Source organism: Nocardia brasiliensis IFM 10847 (genome assembly GCF_000710915.1).
GTDB lineage: Bacteria > Actinomycetota > Actinomycetes > Mycobacteriales > Mycobacteriaceae > Nocardia > Nocardia brasiliensis_A.
The window spans coordinates 25,720-41,543 of record NZ_BAUA01000152.1 but is presented as its reverse complement, the minus strand read 5'-3'; the positions used below and the strand labels follow the sequence as shown (position 1 = coordinate 41,543).

Genomic DNA, 15,824 nt, shown 5'->3' with positions numbered 1-15,824 from the left:
CGGTGCGAGTTGTCCAGATGTGCAAGCGAGCAGTCGCGGTGACGATGTTGTCGGCGAGTGCCGCGCTGTTCGTGCAGATCGCGCCCGCCCATGCGGCCGCCCCCGGCTCGCTGATCTCGGAGATCGCGCAGCCGGACGGTTGGCGTGGCACCTCGGGCGGTTCGGTCGTCGAGTACTGGATGCGCGGCTCGGACGGGACGCCGCGGCCGGCCAGCGGCGCGCTCTTCGTGCCGCGCGGCACCGCCCCCGCCGCGGGCTGGCCGATCATCGCCTACGACCACGGCACCACCGGACTCGGCATGGGCTGCGGCGGTCAGTCGGATCCGGCCGGTCGGCCGTACCCGGAGAGCCGGGCCAAAGAGGACGCGCTGATCCAGGGCTTCCTGTCTCGCGGCTTCGCGGTGGTCGCGCCGGATTACCTGGGGCTGGGCCGGTTCAACACCGGCCCGCATCCCTATCTCGAGACCAGCACCGAGGCGACGGCCACGCTCGACCTGCTGCACGCCGCCCGCGCGGCCCATCCCGAACTCTCCCGCACCTGGGCGGTTTTCGGCGGCTCACAGGGCGGCCAGGCCGCGCTGGCCACCGCGCACCGGCAGGTGACCTACGCGCCGGATCTCGATTTCCGCGGCACCGTGGCGATCGACCCCGAATCCGACGTGGAGAAGGTGCTGCCGCTCGCCGGTCCGCTGGTCCCCCCGCTGCCCGACGCCGACGGCGCGATGAGCTTCTTCGTCAGCATCCTGGCGGGCCTGCGTGCCGCGCACCCTGACGTGCGCGTCGATCAATACCTCACCCCGCAGGGCCGGGTCGTGCTGGACAGCGTCGGCACCCTGTGCCTGGACCGCATCGGGGACCGGGTGCGCGGGCTCGGCGTCGCCGATCTGCTCGACGAGTCGCTCGCCACCGAGCCCATCCGTTCCGCGCTGAACGAGTACCTGACCGTGCCCACCACCGGATACAACGCGCCGATCCTGTTGCTGCTCAACGTCACCGACACCGTCGTGCCCGCCCCGCTGCACGGCGCGCTGGCCGCGCAGTTCGCCGCCAACGGCGTCGACTTCCAGACCGTCCTCGGCACCGGCAGGCACACCCAGATCAGCCCCGCCATGCAGACCGCTGTCGACGCATTCCTCGACCGCATCAAGGCGAGCCCGGCCGAGCGGTAGGAACGCAGCGGCGAGGTTGATAGGTTCTCTGGGTGTCCGAAGCCGAAATTGCTGGTCGTGGGAGTGCCGCCCTGCTGGGCCCCGCCGAGGTGCGGGTGCTGGCCGAGCGGCTCGGCGTGCGGCCGACCAAGCAGCTCGGGCAGAACTTCGTGCACGACGCGAACACCGTGCGGCGCATCGTCACGGCGGCCGGGGTCGGGCGCGACGACGTGGTGCTCGAGGTCGGGCCCGGACTGGGTTCGCTGACGCTGGCCTTGCTCGATGTGGTGGATTCGGTGGTCGCGGTCGAGATCGATCCGGTGCTCGCGCGGCACCTGCCGGTGACCGTCGCCGACCGGGCGCCGGCCCTGGCCGACCGGCTGTCGGTGGTGCAGGCGGACGCGTTGCGCGTCGCGGCCGCGGATCTGCCCGCGACGCCGACCGCGCTGGTGGCGAACCTGCCGTACAACGTCGCGGTGCCGGTGCTGCTGCATCTGCTGGCCGAATTGCCCAGCATCGCGGTCTCTTTGGTGATGGTGCAGGCGGAGGTGGCCGACCGGCTCGCCGCCGAGCCGGGCAGCCGGGTCTACGGCGTGCCCAGTGTGAAGGCGGGCTTCTTCGGCAAGGTCCGGCGTGCGGGAGCGGTCGGCACGCAGGTTTTCTGGCCGGTGCCGCGGGTCGATTCGGGCCTGGTGCGGGTCGAGCGCTACGCCGAACCGCCGTGGCCGATCGATGCCGAGCATCGTCGTCGCGTGTTCGAGGTGGTCGACGCCGCTTTCGCCCAGCGGCGAAAAACGCTGCGCGCGGCCCTTTCCGGCTGGGCGGGCTCGCCCGCCGAAGCCGAGCGGCGCTTGATCGCCGCGGGCATCGCGCCTACGGCGCGAGGTGAGACGTTGGACACCGCGGCTTTCGTCCGGCTGGCCGCGCAGTCCTGACCCGCGCGCCGGACCGGTCGGTTTATCCTGTGCCGTCGGCCCATTCGGCGATGTGGATTGTGGATAACTCGGGGTCGACACCGTATGAGCCCGGGGTTGCGGCGCGGACTCACGGCCGATTCGATTGGCTGCCCTGACGATCCGCGTAACGCGAGAACTGCAGCTCAGTGCGGGTGTGGGCGGATCTGGGCCGATGGTCTGCCGAGAGGTGGCCGCGGCACCGGCGCGACCCTTCGCCGGATGTGGATGAGCCTGTGGATGATTCGCGTGGGCACACTACGGAATACGCCATGCCAGTGCCTGCACGCAGCGGCCGGACGGCGGGGCGCCGTCCGGCTCGCGTTGTCCGAAAACCCAGGGGACCGGCCGGTTTCGGCCGATCGCGCGGTCAGACGGCGACTTCGTAACCGGCCTCGTCCACAGCGGCCGCGATATCGGTGTCCGCGATCGGCGCGGTGCTCGCGACCGTGACCGCGCCGCTGGCGAGGTCCACGTCGACGCTCGTGACGCCGTCGATCTTGCCGATTTCCGTCTTGACGGAGCTCACGCAATGCCCGCAGGTCATCCCCGTGACGGTGTAGGTGGAACTGGGCATCTCCGACTCCTTCGCTTAGGTCGATCATACGGGCCGGGGGTACCCCGGCAGTTCGAACATACCCCCAAGGGGTATTGGTGGCAAGGCTTTGTTCCGTGCTGTGACCGAGGGTTGCCGAAGCATTGATCGCTGGATCGACGGTCCCGGCGGCAGGTTGCCGTAACCGAAAGATTCACATCGGGTGAAAGGCGCATATCGACGCGAGCAACCGCCGAGCCCACCCGTTACGCTAGGGCATCGTGCTGTCAGTTGTCCCCAGTCCCATCACCGTGCGGGCACCGTCCAAGGTGAACCTCCATCTCGGCGTCGGTGACCTGCGCGCGGACGGCTTTCACGATCTGACGACGGTCTTCCAGGCGCTGTCGCTCAGCGATGATCTGGAGATCGCCCCCGCGGCCTCGCTCGCGGTGCGGGTGTCCGGCGAGGGCGCCGCGCAGGTGCCGACCGACCGCACCAACCTGGTGTGGAAAGCGGCGGTTCGGCTCGCGCATCTGGCGGGCCGGGCGCCGCTGGTGGAAATCGCCATCGCCAAGGGCATTCCGGTGGCCGGCGGCATGGCGGGTGGCAGCGCCGACGCCGCCGCGACCCTGGTCGGCCTCAACGAGCTGTGGGATCTCGGGCTGGGCCGCGAGGAACTGGCCGCGATCGCCGCCGAACTCGGCAGCGACGTCCCGTTCGCACTGCACGGTGGTACCGCGCTCGGCACCGGACGCGGCGAGCGCCTGCTTCCGGTGCTGTCCCGCAACACGTTTCACTGGGTGCTCGCCTTGGCCAAGGTCGGCCTGTCCACGCCCGCGGTGTTCGCCGAACTGGACCGGCTGCGCGCCAACGGCACTCCGCCGCGGCTCGGTGAACCCCAGCAGTTGATGCAGGCCTTGGCCTTCGGCGATCCGAAACAGCTGGCTCCGCTGCTGGGTAACGACCTGCAGGCGGCCGCGCTGTCGTTGCAGCCGGAGTTGCGGCGTACGCTGCGCGCCGGCGTCGACGCCGGCGCGCTGGCGGGCTTGGTCTCCGGTTCTGGACCTACCTGCGCATTCCTTTGTGCGAGTGAGGAATCCGCGGTGGCGGTGGCGGCCGAACTGGCCGGCGCGGGCGTGTGCCGCAGCGTGCGCACCGCCAGTGGGCCGGTCGCGGGCGCCCGGGTGCTCAACAGTGAGCCGCCCGGAAAGCACTGATCAGGCGATCACGTCGGCGAGCCGGTCGATCTGGTCGGCGTCGTCGCCGTAGCAGTAGAGCATGACCTCGTCGGCCCCCAGATCCGCGAATTGCGCGAGGGTCGAGCGGATGTCGTCGGCAGTGGTGAGCATGCCGTCGACCATGTAGGAGGCGCGACCGCTGAATTCGTAGTAGGCGCCCATGGCGGTACGGGCGGCCTCGATCAGGTGCCGATCGCCGAGTGCGACGTTGACCTGGGCGACGATGCGCGGCGCACCGGGGCGGCCGTGCTCGGTCCAGGAGCGCCGGGCGGTGTCGAAGAGGCCACCGGCCCAGGACGGCGCGGCGGCGGCGAGAAGTCCGCCGCCCCAACGGCCTACGCGGTCGAGCGCGGCCGGCTGGAAGCCGCCGAAGAGCAGTTCGGGTCCGTCGGGACGCGACGGGGCGGGACCGATCGGGCCGCAGTCGGCGCCGTAGGGGGCGCCGGACCAGACGCGGCGCAGCACATCCAGCTGTTCGTCCAGGCGGCGCCCGCGCGTACGCAGGTCGGTGCCCGAGGCGAGGTGGTCGTCCGCGCGACCGCCGACGCCGAGGCCGAGCACGAAGCGGCCGCCGGACATGCGATCGAGGGTGGCCGCTTGTTTGGCGAGCAGCGCGGGCTCGCGCAGCGGCGCGATGAGCACCTCGGTCTGCAGCTTGATGCGGCTGGTGGCGCCAGCGAGTGCGGCCAGCGCGACGAGTGGTTCCGGATTGTCGTAGACGAGTCGATCGAGCAGGCCGAGCGTGCTGAACGGGCCGGCGTCGGCGCGCCTGGCCCAGTCGAGCAGTGCCGCGGGATCGGAAATGGGCAGGCCGAGACCGACATGCATGGGAGAACCTCCAGGAGGGAACGCGAATGGATCGAGCCGCCGTCGCGCACCTCGCCGGGGCGAGCGCGGGGCTCCCATCTGCGGCTGTACTTCCGGGGAGCCCTAACTGAACTAACTTCGTTCGTGACGAACGCTGTTCGTGTCATTGAATTTAGGCGAACGCCGTTCGTTACGCAACCCCTGCGGACCGCTCAGCTGGTCGAGGTCCGTGTGGACGCGCTCAGTACCCTGGCTCAGGGCGAGTATCGGTCCCGCCCCCGCGCAGCCCGGAAGGATCCATGTCCAACCTGATCAACCTCGAGCAAGTCTCCAAGAGCTTCGGGATCACCCCGCTGCTCGACAACGTGTCACTCGGCGTGCACGCGGGCGAGCGCATCGGGGTCGTCGGTCTGAACGGAGGTGGCAAGACCACCCTGCTCGAGGTGCTCACCGGCCTCGAGCCGCCGGACAGCGGCCGGGTCAGTCGGGTCGGCGGGCTGCGGCTCGCGGTGGTGACGCAGCGCGGCGTGCTGCCCGCGGGCGCGACGGTCGGGTCGGTCGTGCTGGCGGGGCTGGCCGACGATTTGAACGGGATCTCGGGCAGTCCGGACGAGGTGGCCGAACACGAGTGGGCCGCGAATCCACGCATCCGCTCGGTGCTGGAAGGCATCGGCATCGCGGGGCTCGGCCTGCAGACCTCGATCGACAACCTGTCCGGGGGTGAGCGGCGTCGCGTCGCGCTGGCCGCCGCCCTGGTTCGAGATCTCGACCTGCTCGTGCTCGACGAACCGACCAACCACCTCGACGTCGAGGGCGTGCAGTGGCTGGCCGCGCATCTACTCGAACGACGCAGCGCGCTGGTCGTGGTGACCCACGATCGCTGGTTCCTCGACACCGTGGCCACCGACACCTGGGAGGTGGTCGGCGGCAAGGTCGAAAGCTATGAGGGCGGCTACGGCGACTGGATCTTCGCTCGCGCCGAACGGGCCAGGCAGGCCGACGCCAGCGAGGCGCGGCGCAGCAATCTGGCGCGCAAGGAACTGGCCTGGCTGCGCCGCGGCGCAAAGGCCCGGACCTCGAAGCCGCGCTACCGGGTGGAGGCCGCCGAGGCGCTGATCGCCGATGTGCCGCCGCCGCGCGACAGCGTCTCGCTGGCCGCGTTCGCGCGCAAGCGCCTCGGTCGCGTCGTCATCGAGCTCGAGGACACCACCCTCACCACGCCGGACGGCCGGGAGTTGGTGCGCGACTTGACCTGGCGACTCGCGCCGGGCGAGCGGGTCGGTCTGGTCGGGGTGAACGGTTCCGGCAAGACGACGCTGCTGCGCACCCTGGCCGGGGACACCGAACCGGCCGCGGGCAAGCGGATTCAGGGCCAGACGGTGCAGATCGGCTGGTTGCGGCAGGAACTCGACGATCTGCCGACCGATATGCGGGTGCTGGAAGCGGTGCAGCAGGTCGCGCAGCGAATCATGCTCGGCGACAAGGAGATCTCGGCCGGTCAGCTGGCCGAGCGACTCGGCTTCAGCCCGGCCCGCCAGCGCACTCCGGTCGGGGACCTCTCCGGTGGTGAGCGACGCAGGCTGCAATTGACCCGCATCCTGATGGCCGAGCCGAACGTGCTGCTGCTCGACGAGCCGACCAACGACCTGGACATCGACACCCTGCAGCAGCTGGAAGACCTGCTCGACAACTGGGCAGGCACCCTCGTGGTGATCAGTCACGACCGCTATCTGATCGAGCGCATCTGCGACACGACCTGGGCGCTGTTCGGCGACGGCAAGCTCACCAACCTGCCCGGCGGCATCGACGAGTATCTGAAAAAGCGTGCGGCACAAGGGCAGAGCGCCACGCGGGCGGCCGACAAGTCGCCCGCGCCGGTAACCGACGCCGCCGCTGCGCGCGCCGCCCGCAAGGAACTGTCCCGGCTGGAGCGCGCCATCGAGAAATTCGACGAACGTGAGCAGCGCCTGCACGCCGCGCTCGCCGAAGCCGCCACCGACCCGGACAAGCTCGTCACGCTCAACGCCGAACTCAAGCAGGTGGTGGCGGACAAGGAGGCCGCCGAGGAACGCTGGATGGAGTTGGCGGAGGACGTTTAGCTCAGCGGCACAGACCTCGCGGCGGTGCCTGGGTTTGTGAGCGGCTAGTGGCCGGCGGCGCGATCGTCGGACACGACGACCGGAATGCAGGTGCGGACGAAGTCCGCGCCGAAACCGGTGAGCGCGACGCTGCGGTAGCTCACCTTGGTGCCGAATCCGGAGCGCTTCAACAGCTCTCGCACCGGCGCCTGGGCTTCCAGCAGTTGATAGCGGTTCGGATTGCCGACCGGCTCGCGGGTGTGCTCTACCAGGCCGAGCCTGCGCAGGTTGGTCAGGTACTGCTGGATCCGGTTCGGGAAGCGCAGTCCGGCCTGCTCGCCGACCAGCGTCAGCATGGAGCCGAGCCGTTCTCCGCCCAGCCGCGGGCGGCCGGTGCGGATGTCGATCGACGGTTGCGGGCCGTCCATGTGCAGGAAGCGCAGGATACGGGCCTCGTCGGGGGTCAGCTCGGCGAGCATGCCCGCGAAGGCCGGGTGGTTCTCGTCCTCGCCGTGCGTGCTCGCCGACAGGCGCAGCAGCGCCGCGCCCTGCTCGCGCAGCGTCGGAACGGGTTGTCCGGCAGGCTCGTTCGGCGCCTCCGGCAGACCGAGCGCCCGGCGCACCCGGTCGCGCACCTCGGATTCGGCCTCGGCCAGCACTTCTCGCGGCGGCACGCCCTGAATGCTGCGCTGGACGACGGTCGCGCCGACACCGACCGCGGTGCCGACGCTCCAGGCGGTCACGCCGGTCAGCGCGCTCCAGGTGACCCGTGCGACGCCGGTGGCCGCACGTGCGGTGGCCACGGGATAGGAGACGCGCGAAGGGGATTCGTCGCGGCGTAAGACCTCGCTGTCCGGCCGTCGCGCGAGTTCCGTGGACGCCGGGGCGACCTCGGGATGGTGCTCGACGGCCCCGGCATCGTCGCCGGGTGCGGGTTTCGCTACAGCCATGTGGTCGCCACTCCTGTTCCGAAGATCAGGATATGAGCGTATCCGGCGAAGAGTCCCAACACGCCGCCATGCAGAAAAAGCAGCCACTCATCTTGTTTGATGGCCGAGCGCAGCATGTCCACGAAGTCCGGCGGTTTCAGCGCCGCCATCTGTTTGGCGATGTACTGGTTGATATGCCTGCCCTGGCGCACGTTGAACTCCGGATCGGCGAACGCGATCGGGGCGATGGTCATGGCCTCGGTGGTCAGCGTGGACTGCAGCGCATCGTATTCGCGGCTGCCGAGCATGAACTTGACGGCGGGCCGGGCAGGGCCGAGCGCGCGGTCCGCAGCGGGGCGCAGCGTGTCCTCGAGCATCTGCATGGTCCGGTCCGAGCGCGGGCCGTTGAGCAGTTCGTCGCCGATGTTGGCGACGGTCATCACCTGACTGGACACCAATTCGGCGTAGCCGTCGGTGATCTCGGACTGGCGCTTGATCAGCAGCCCCTGCCGCCATGGGCACCACCACTTCGGGTACGCGGGCGCGAAGATCATATTGATGCCGACCCAGTTGACCACCCAGCCGATGATCACGCCGCCGATCGGCAACACGACCAGGGTCGGCCATCCGGTCAGGTGCAGCACGGCGACCACGATCGCACCCATCGGCGCGCCGAAGAAAAAGCCGAAGTTGATCATGAACCGCAGCTCTTTTGCGCCGAGTACCTGGAACAGCGTGTTGAGCAGTTGCGGCCGGGCCTGGAAGTAGCGAATCACCATCTGCTTCACATCGAGCAGTTGATCAATATTCGCGCCCAATTCATCTGTGAGCTCACGCAGAATATCCGGCAGTTGCTGCTTGACCCGCGCGTGCACCATCTCGCGGACTTGGGTCGGCAGGTTGTACCAGAGCTGTGGATGTTCCCGTTTGAGAATTTCTTCGACGATGTCCTGGATCTGTTCGTCGGCGATGCTCGCGAGATGTTCGGCGAGCTTGTCCGGCTCCAGTTCGCGGTAGAAGTCGGCGACGCTGCCCAGTTTGGCCAGGCCCTTGTCGACGGCGATGCTCGCCATCTTGTCCGCACGCGAGGGCACGATGCCCTGCCAGCCGAATCGCCCGTCATAACTCAGCAGCGGCAGCACCTGAATTCGTTTGGGCAGGAAGGGGTACAACGCGCGAAGTCCGGGTAGTCGCACCCCATGGAACGCGATCGGCCGGAACAGCATCAGCACGCCGGTCCAGTTGGTTATGTACCCGATGACCCCGGTGAAAAGTGGGATCGTCAATAGCTCGAGCAGGATTGTCGGGTGGATTCCGAACACGCTCTCTAACACGACACCCTCCTGCCGACACTCCGGTGACCGCCGCCTCACCGGAACATCAAAGTAGCACCCTGTCGGCATCGGGACTCTATTGTGGCGAGACCGACCGGATCCGCTCGCGCGGGTGGCTCCGCAGTGGACCGTGTCGAGATATCGGTCACAGTGTTTGTCGGCAATGCCACGCCTGCTCGGTCCTACCGCGACAATGACCAACGACACAGGGGGCAGTAATCTGTGGGGCGGATTCGTTCACCTGGCGATATCGGAGTATGACGTGGCAAACGACAGGACCGGACAGGACATCGCTCGAGCCGGTTCCCGCGCTGTGGAGCGCAGCTCTGATGTCGAACAGCGGCAGATCAGCAACGAGGCCCGGCTGATTCGCGGGGTGTTCCGGGCCGCGGGCCTGGCGGCGGGCACCGTGGTGCGCGGCGGGCAGTGGGCGGTCGGCACCACCTACGAGGTCACCAAGGAGATCACCCAGGCCGCGCTGGACGGCGAATCCTCCGCCGATATCGCCGAGCGGACCGGAAATGCGTTGCGCTCCATAGCTCGTAGCGCGCTCGGTGTCACCGAGGGTTCGGTGCGCGAGATCGTCAGCTATGTGCCGACGCCGAACGGGCCGGGCAATCACAGCGGCACGCAGCAGCAAGCCCTCGCCGTCGGTTCCTACCTGCGCTCGGCGAGCACCGACGAACTGCGCCGGCGCGGCGACGCGCTGCTCGCCCGCTCCGCGGACGTCTACTTCACCGAGGATGTGCACCCGGCCTACGACCGAATCCTGGACGAACTGGCGCCCGACGAGGCGCGCATCCTGCGTTTCATGGCGCAGAACGGCCCGCAGCCCTCGGTCGATGTGCGCACCAACCGGCCGCTCGGCATCGGCTCGGAACTGGTGCAGGGCGATCTGACCTCGGTGCCGGAGCAGGCGGGCGTGCGCTACCCGGATCGTTCCCGCCCCTATCTGATCAACCTCAACCGGCTGGGCCTGACCCTGATCTCCGAGGATCCGGTCGTGCTGAGCCGATACATGGTGCTCGAGGTGCAGCCGGTGGTGGAGGCCGCGCTGAAGAAAGCGGGCCGCGCGCCCAAGATCGTGCGCAAGAGTTTGCGGCTCACCGAATTCGGCGAGGACTTCTGCCGCACCTGCTTCACCATCGCGAACTGATCCTGCGGATCCCTACCGGCAGCCCAGAACGGCGAAAGTACGTCGGATTGTCCGACCACGAGCGCAATGGGGGGTCGGCCGCGCCGCGCTCCGGAATGTAGACGCGGATGGTACAAATCCTTCAAATCGTGAAGTCGTTCGGCTTCGGATGGGATTGTTGAGGGATGGAGCAGGGAACCGACGGGCAGGGCCGCGGCGACCCGGGGGCGGGCGTGGCAGACGGGCGGGAGCCGAGCGCTCCCGGAACAGGCGGGGCGGTAATGGACGACATCGCCGCGATCAACAGATTGAAGTTCCGCTATCTACGCACCCTCGACACGAAATCTTGGGATGAGTTCGCGGACACCATGATTCCCGAGGCGACCGCCACCTACAGCGAATATCTGCAATTCGAATCGCGCGACGCGTTCCTGGCCTTCATGCGCAACACCCTCGGTCCACACGTCATCACCGAGCATCGCTGCGATCACCCCGAGATCGACGTCGACGGCGACACCGCCACCGGCACCTGGTATCTCGCCGACACCGTGCTCATCCCCGGGCACAACATGCTGCTGCGCGGTGCGGCCTTCTATTCGGACGAATACGTGCGCTGCGCCGACGGCCGCTGGCGCATCTCGCACACCGGCTACGAGCGCACCTACGAGGTGGTGCTGTCGCTGAGCGATCTGCCGAGCCTGCGCCTCACGTCGAGCCGGTGGGGACTCATCTCCAGGGAAGAAGGCGTCATCTCCGCGGTGGAGCGCGATCCGGGGGCGACGCCCGAACCCGAGGCAGGCTGACCGACCGCGCTCAGTCCGCGGTCGCGACCAGCGGCTCCAGCGTCAGCTTCGGGAATTCCTTCTCGATGTACTGCAGCCGCCACTTGTCGCTGAACAGCGCGAGCAGCGCACCGTCGCTGCGGGTGAACACCTCGACCCCGCGCTGCCTGCCGAGTTCGTCCGCGGAGGCGGCGTCGGTGCGCCGGGCCAGTGTGTAGGGCAGGTTCTCCATCCGGGTCTCGACGCTGAACTCGGTCGTCATCCGGGCGGTGACCACCTCGAACTGCATCGGGCCGACCGCCGCGAGCACCGGTGCGGCGTCGCCGCGAATATCGTTGCGCAGCACCTGTACGACGCCCTCGGAGTCGAGCTGGTCGATGGCCTTGCGGAACTGCTTGTACTTGCCCGCGCTCTGCGCCCGCAGCACGGCGAAATGCTCCGGCGCGAAGGACGGGATCGGCGGGAACTCCACCTTCTTGTCCACGAACAGCGTGTGGCCGGGAGCGAGGGCGGTCGCATTCACCAGGCCGACCACGTCGCCAGGGTAGGCGGTGTCGACGGTCGTGCGTTCCCGGCCGAACACGGTCAACGCGTATTTGGTCGCGAACGGGCGGCCGGTCTGCGCGTGCGTCACCACCATGCCGCGCTCGAATTCACCCGACACGATGCGCATGAAGGCGAGCCGGTCCCGGTGCGCGGCATCCATGCCGGCCTGCACCTTGAACACCACCGCGCTGAACGGTTCGGTGGTCTCGCGTTCCTTGCCGTTCACATCGGCGCGCGCGCCGGGGGCGGGCGCCAGCGAGACCAGCGTCTCCAGCAGTTGGCGCACGCCGAAGTTCAACATCGCCGAGGCGTAGATGACCGGGGAGGTCTGGCCGGCGAGGAACAGCTCCTGATCGTGGTCTTGGCCGGTGGCCGAGAGCAGTTCGCTCTCCTCGACCGCGGTCGTCCACGCTTCGCCTTCGCGGGCCTCGGCCTGGGCCGGGGTCAGCGACTCCTCCGGCGCGATGGTCGCGCCGCCCGCGGTGCGGGTGAAGTGGATGTATTCGAGCGGCGCGCCTTCTTCGCCGCGGCGCAGCAGCCCGCGGAAGTCGCCCGCGATGCCGACCGGGAGGAACAGGGGCGTCGGGGTGAGCCCGATCCGCTCGTTGATCTCGTCGAGCAGTTCCAGCGGCGCCTGGCCGGGGCGGTCCCACTTGTTGATCACGGTGATGACCGGGATGCCGCGGTGGCGGCACACCTGGAACAGCTTGAGCGTCTGCGGCTCCAAGCCCTTCGCGGCGTCGATCAGCATCACCGCGGCGTCGACGGCGGTGAGCACCCGGTAGGTGTCCTCGGAGAAGTCGGAGTGGCCGGGGGTGTCGACGAGGTTGATCACACTGTCCTCGTCGGCGCCCTCGGCGCGGTAGTTGAACTGCAGCGCGGTCGAACTGACCGAGATGCCGCGCGCCTTCTCCATCTCCATCCAGTCCGAGACCGTGGAGCGGCGGCCCGCCTTGCCGTGGATCGCGCCCGCCTCGGAAATCATCCTGGCGTGTAGCGCGAGCGCTTCGGTGAGCGTCGACTTACCGGCGTCGGGGTGCGAGATCACCGCGAACGTGCGCCGTCGGGAAACCTCGGCGGGGAGACCCTCGGGGGAGGCGGTCAACGGAACAACCTTTCACAGACGACCTGATCGGCAACCGGTCCAATCTACGCGATCGGATCGGCCGCGACGCGACCCGCGTCCCGGAACCGCCCGGGTCACCCGATTCCGTCTGTGCATAACCCTTGCGGTATGGTGTTCGGGTTGTCTCGGCGAGGGTGACCGCAGACCTGATTTTGCGTTCACCGTGATCGACGCGGCGCGGCTTCCGGCCGTCCTCGTTCGCATCTTCTTGCCCCGACGAGTAGACCAACCAAGCCAGGGCGGAGAACAGTCCCTGGCGCACTGTTGACAGCCCGGAACCGCCGTAGGGAGTAGATCCAGTCATGTCCGACGCCAACCTTCTCGAAGCCGCCGTCCGTACCGAGTTCGGCAAGGGCGCGGCCCGCCGTACCCGCCGGGCCGGCAACGTGCCCGCCGTGCTGTACGGCCACCAGGCCGACCCGCAGCACCTGTCGGTCAACGCCCAGGCCTTCTCCGCGATCCTGCGCGAGCACGGCACCAACGCGGTGCTGAACCTGGTGATCGACGGCAAGAAGCAGCTCGCGCTGACCAAATCCGTTGTGGTGCACCCGATCCGCCGCTACATCGAGCACGCCGACCTGCTCATCGTCAAGAAGGGCGAGAAGGTCAGCGCCGACGTCAACGTCGTCATCACCGGTAACGCCGCCTCCGGCACCCTGGTCACCCAGGACGCCACCACCATCTCCATCGAGGCCGACGCGCTGAACATCCCCGAGTCCATCGAGGTCTCGGTCGAGGGTGTCGAGGCGGGCACGCAGATCAACGCGGGCGAGCTCACGCTGCCCAAGGGCGTCACCCTGAACGTGGACGCCGAGACCCTCATCGTGAACGTCATCGCCGCGCCGCAGGCCGAGGCCGAGGAAGGCGACGAGGCCGAGGGCGAAGCCGCGAGCGCCGAGTAAGTACTGCTGGATCAGGTCATTCGATGACCGACTCCGTGACCGGGCCCGCGCTCGTGGTCGGACTGGGTAACCCCGGAACCGAATACGAGCGCACCCGGCACAACGTGGGGTTCCTGGTCGCCGACGTGCTCGCGGAGCGCGTCGGCGGCCGTTTCGGTGTGCACAAGAAGTCCGGCGCAGACCTGTTGCAGGCCCGGCTCGACGGCCGCCAGGTGCTCATCGCCAAGCCGCGAACCTTCATGAATCTGTCCGGCCGCCCGGTCGCGGCGCTGGCGAAGTTCTTTTCCGTGCCGCCTACCGAGGTGATCGTCGTGCACGACGAGCTCGACCTCCCGTTCGGCGAGATCCGGCTCAAGCGCGGCGGTGGCGAGGGCGGCCACAACGGCCTTCGTTCCGTCTCCAGCGCGCTGACCACCAAGGACTACCTGCGCACGCGGATCGGCATCGGCCGGCCGCCGGGGCGCCAGGATCCCGCCGATTACGTGCTCAAGCCGTTCGCGACACCGGAGCGCAAGGAGATTCCGGTGATCGTCGAGCAGGCCGCCGACGCCGTCGAGCTGTTGCTCCGGGTCGGCCTGGAGGCCGCGCAGAACCGCGTGCACTGAGGTCGGCGGCGCGAATTCACCGCGCCGCCAACACTGTTCGGGTAGCGCTGCTCAGCGCAGATGGACCGCGGTCGCGGCGCGGCGCAGCTTGCCCGACGACGTCTTGGGCAGTGCGCCGGGGCCGAGCACGGCGACGGTGCGCGGGCGGGCGCCGACCTCGGAGAACACCGCGTGCACGATCTCGCGCTCGATCCGCTTGACCTCTTCGGCATTCTGGTAGTCGTTGCTCTCCACCACCACGGCGAAGCTCTCCCGCTTCTGCCCCGCGTCCAAGCGCACCGCCACCGCGTTGCCCGGACGCACACCGGCCACCCGGGTGGCGGCGCGTTCGATATCGGTGGGGTAGATGTTGCGCCCGCCCATGATGACGACGTCCTTGATCCGGCCGCACACCACGATCAGGCCCTCGTCGGTGAAGTAACCGATGTCGCCGGTGTCCAGCCAGCCCGCGGCGTCCTGCGCGGGCCGGAAGCCGTCGACTGTGACATAGCCGGAAGTGACTGCCGGGCCCCGTAATTCGATGACGCCGACGGAGCGGGACGGCAGCGGCTGACGTTCGGCGTCGACCACCCGGCCCTCCAGATGATCGACCAGGTAGCCCAGCGTCGGCAGCCTGCGCACGTTCCCGTGATGGGAGTGTTCGTCGGGCACCGGAACCGCTTTGCCGAGTGCCTCCAGCAGATCGGCGTCGATGACGTCGACGACCTGCCCCAGGCCCGGATCCGGAATCGACACGGCGAGTGTGGTTTCCGCCATGCCGTACACCGGGGTGAGCGCCATCGGGTTGAGCCCGAAGCGTTTACCGGCGGCGGCCAGCGCCTCCATCGTGTCCGGGTCGACCGGTTCCGCGCCGTTCCACATGTAGCGCACACTGCTGAGATCGAGCCCGCCGTCGTCGGCCTGCTTGAGCCGGCGCGCGAGTAACGAGTACGCGAAATTCGGTGCGGCGGTGACCGTCCCGCGGTACTTGGTGATCAGCTCGGCCCACAGCAGCGGACGCTTGAGGAAGTCGATCGGCGTCACGCAGACCACCTCGGCGCCGATCTGCATGGGGACGCTGAGGAATCCGACCATGCCCATATCGTGGAACAGCGGCAGCCAGCTGATCATCACGTCTTCGTCGAGCTGGAACTTCACCCGGTCGAACATGGCGTAGGCGTTCACGAAGAAGTTGCCGTGCGTGATCCGCACCGCCTTGGGCGATCCGGTGGAACCGGAGGTCAACTGCTGCAACGCGATATCGTCCTCGGCGGTCGGCACCGGATCGGTGTCGGTGCCGTCGTGCAGTTGATCGATGCGCACCACGGTGATGCCGCGCTCGCGCAGGATCGGCTCGGCCGCCTCGAACGGCGCGCCGAGCACCACCGCGCGCGCCTCGATCATGGTCAGCACCGTTTCGGTGTCGCGGGCCCAGACGACCAGATCGGTGCGCGGGGTCGGCTGATGCAGCATGGTGATCGACGCGCCGCGCATCCAGATCGCCTGGCAGGCGGGGGCGATGTCGACCGGCATGCCCGCGAGCACGCCGACCGCGTCCCCGTGCCCGATGCCCGCCGCCGCGAGGCCGCCGGCCATCCGTCTGGCGATCCGGTGGATCTCGCCCCAGCTCCGGCGCAGCGGTGCCTCCGGTTCACCGGTCACCAACCCCCGGCTCGACGCCTGCGCCGTCGCATACATCTCGTCGGTGAACCTGCTCAACGTCTACT

14 protein-coding genes are annotated in these 15,824 nt (G+C 68.7%); 8 read left to right on the top strand and 6 right to left on the bottom strand.

The genetic code is table 11. The annotated features are described in order from the left end of the window. Positions 1–17 precede the first annotated feature (17 nt). A complete protein-coding gene (locus tag NBRGI_RS29385; RefSeq protein WP_029900444.1) occupies positions 18–1,169 on the top strand; it encodes a lipase family protein in 1,152 nt (383 codons plus the stop codon). A 32-nt stretch (positions 1,170–1,201) separates the two neighbouring features. Beyond that, positions 1,202–2,083 (top strand): 16S rRNA (adenine(1518)-N(6)/adenine(1519)-N(6))-dimethyltransferase RsmA, encoded by an 882-nt coding sequence (rsmA, locus tag NBRGI_RS29380; RefSeq protein ID WP_029900443.1) that lies wholly within the window; start codon positions 1,202–1,204, stop codon positions 2,081–2,083. Positions 2,084–2,471: 388 nt separating this feature from the next. On the opposite strand, the gene NBRGI_RS29375 is transcribed toward rsmA, so the two are convergent. Then, entirely contained in the window at positions 2,472–2,678 is a 207-nt protein-coding gene (locus NBRGI_RS29375; protein ID WP_029900442.1) for a heavy-metal-associated domain-containing protein, read from the bottom strand. A 239-nt stretch (positions 2,679–2,917) separates the two neighbouring features. Here NBRGI_RS29375 and NBRGI_RS29370 point away from each other — a divergent pair, with 239 nt between their 5' ends. Then, on the top strand, positions 2,918–3,853 hold the full coding sequence (locus NBRGI_RS29370) for a 4-(cytidine 5'-diphospho)-2-C-methyl-D-erythritol kinase (protein WP_029900441.1): 936 nt from the start codon (positions 2,918–2,920) through the stop codon (positions 3,851–3,853). Here the strand turns inward: NBRGI_RS29370 and NBRGI_RS29365 are convergent, their stop codons facing one another. After that, complete coding sequence (locus NBRGI_RS29365; RefSeq protein WP_029900440.1) at positions 3,854–4,702, bottom strand: LLM class flavin-dependent oxidoreductase; 849 nt, start codon at positions 4,700–4,702, stop codon at positions 3,854–3,856. Positions 4,703–4,980: 278 nt separating this feature from the next. Here NBRGI_RS29365 and NBRGI_RS29360 point away from each other — a divergent pair, with 278 nt between their 5' ends. Next, the gene (locus tag NBRGI_RS29360) at positions 4,981–6,780 is read left to right on the top strand and encodes an ABC-F family ATP-binding cassette domain-containing protein (protein WP_029900439.1); all 1,800 of its coding nucleotides are present in this window, start codon (positions 4,981–4,983) and stop codon (positions 6,778–6,780) included. A gap of 44 nt (positions 6,781–6,824) precedes the next feature. Here NBRGI_RS29360 and NBRGI_RS29355 read toward each other — a convergent pair whose 3' ends face one another. Together NBRGI_RS29355 and NBRGI_RS29350 are read right to left on the bottom strand one after the other, a co-directional pair. Then, positions 6,825–7,709 carry an Abi-alpha family protein gene (locus NBRGI_RS29355; protein ID WP_029900438.1) on the bottom strand — a complete coding sequence of 295 codons (885 nt, stop codon included), beginning with the start codon at positions 7,707–7,709 and terminating at the stop codon, positions 6,825–6,827. After that, a complete protein-coding gene (locus NBRGI_RS29350) occupies positions 7,700–9,091 on the bottom strand; it encodes a hypothetical protein (protein ID WP_228835797.1) in 1,392 nt (463 codons plus the stop codon). Before NBRGI_RS29350 ends, NBRGI_RS29355 begins: the two co-directional genes overlap by 10 nt. 193 nt (positions 9,092–9,284) lie before the next feature. Here NBRGI_RS29350 and NBRGI_RS49295 point away from each other — a divergent pair, with 193 nt between their 5' ends. Further along, a complete protein-coding gene (locus NBRGI_RS49295) occupies positions 9,285–10,178 on the top strand; it encodes an Abi-alpha family protein (RefSeq protein ID WP_081878284.1) in 894 nt (297 codons plus the stop codon). 260 nt (positions 10,179–10,438) lie between these two features. Beyond that, positions 10,439–10,960 carry a nuclear transport factor 2 family protein gene (locus NBRGI_RS29340; protein ID WP_036561410.1) on the top strand — a complete coding sequence of 174 codons (522 nt, stop codon included), beginning with the start codon at positions 10,439–10,441 and terminating at the stop codon, positions 10,958–10,960. A gap of 10 nt (positions 10,961–10,970) precedes the next feature. On the opposite strand, the gene NBRGI_RS29335 is transcribed toward NBRGI_RS29340, so the two are convergent. Further along, positions 10,971–12,590 carry a peptide chain release factor 3 gene (locus NBRGI_RS29335; protein ID WP_029900435.1) on the bottom strand — a complete coding sequence of 540 codons (1,620 nt, stop codon included), beginning with the start codon at positions 12,588–12,590 and terminating at the stop codon, positions 10,971–10,973. Positions 12,591–12,913: 323 nt separating this feature from the next. Between NBRGI_RS29335 and NBRGI_RS29330 the strand changes: the two genes are divergently transcribed. Continuing rightward, complete coding sequence (locus NBRGI_RS29330) at positions 12,914–13,513, top strand: 50S ribosomal protein L25/general stress protein Ctc (protein WP_029900434.1); 600 nt, start codon at positions 12,914–12,916, stop codon at positions 13,511–13,513. Positions 13,514–13,536: 23 nt separating this feature from the next. Continuing rightward, a complete protein-coding gene (gene pth / locus NBRGI_RS29325; protein ID WP_014988202.1) occupies positions 13,537–14,118 on the top strand; it encodes an aminoacyl-tRNA hydrolase in 582 nt (193 codons plus the stop codon). Positions 14,119–14,169: 51 nt separating this feature from the next. Here pth and NBRGI_RS29320 read toward each other — a convergent pair whose 3' ends face one another. Continuing rightward, on the bottom strand, positions 14,170–15,816 hold the full coding sequence (locus NBRGI_RS29320) for a fatty acyl-AMP ligase (protein ID WP_029900433.1): 1,647 nt from the start codon (positions 15,814–15,816) through the stop codon (positions 14,170–14,172). Positions 15,817–15,824: the final 8 nt, after the last annotated feature.

What these genes read in the sequence shown, in the direction of transcription:
- NBRGI_RS29385 (WP_029900444.1), top strand. Translation starts at nt 18, where the DNA reads ATGTGCAAGCGAGCAGTCGCGGTGACGATGTTGTCGGCGAGTGCCGCG.
- NBRGI_RS29375 (WP_029900442.1), bottom strand. Translation starts at nt 2,678, where the DNA reads ATGCCCAGTTCCACCTACACCGTCACGGGGATGACCTGCGGGCATTGC.
- NBRGI_RS29365 (WP_029900440.1), bottom strand. Translation starts at nt 4,702, where the DNA reads ATGCATGTCGGTCTCGGCCTGCCCATTTCCGATCCCGCGGCACTGCTC.
- NBRGI_RS29360 (WP_029900439.1), top strand. Translation starts at nt 4,981, where the DNA reads ATGTCCAACCTGATCAACCTCGAGCAAGTCTCCAAGAGCTTCGGGATC.
- NBRGI_RS29355 (WP_029900438.1), bottom strand. Translation starts at nt 7,709, where the DNA reads ATGGCTGTAGCGAAACCCGCACCCGGCGACGATGCCGGGGCCGTCGAG.
- NBRGI_RS29350 (WP_228835797.1), bottom strand. Translation starts at nt 9,091, where the DNA reads ATGCCGACAGGGTGCTACTTTGATGTTCCGGTGAGGCGGCGGTCACCG.
- NBRGI_RS29340 (WP_036561410.1), top strand. Translation starts at nt 10,439, where the DNA reads ATGGACGACATCGCCGCGATCAACAGATTGAAGTTCCGCTATCTACGC.
- NBRGI_RS29330 (WP_029900434.1), top strand. Translation starts at nt 12,914, where the DNA reads ATGTCCGACGCCAACCTTCTCGAAGCCGCCGTCCGTACCGAGTTCGGC.
- pth (WP_014988202.1), top strand. Translation starts at nt 13,537, where the DNA reads ATGACCGACTCCGTGACCGGGCCCGCGCTCGTGGTCGGACTGGGTAAC.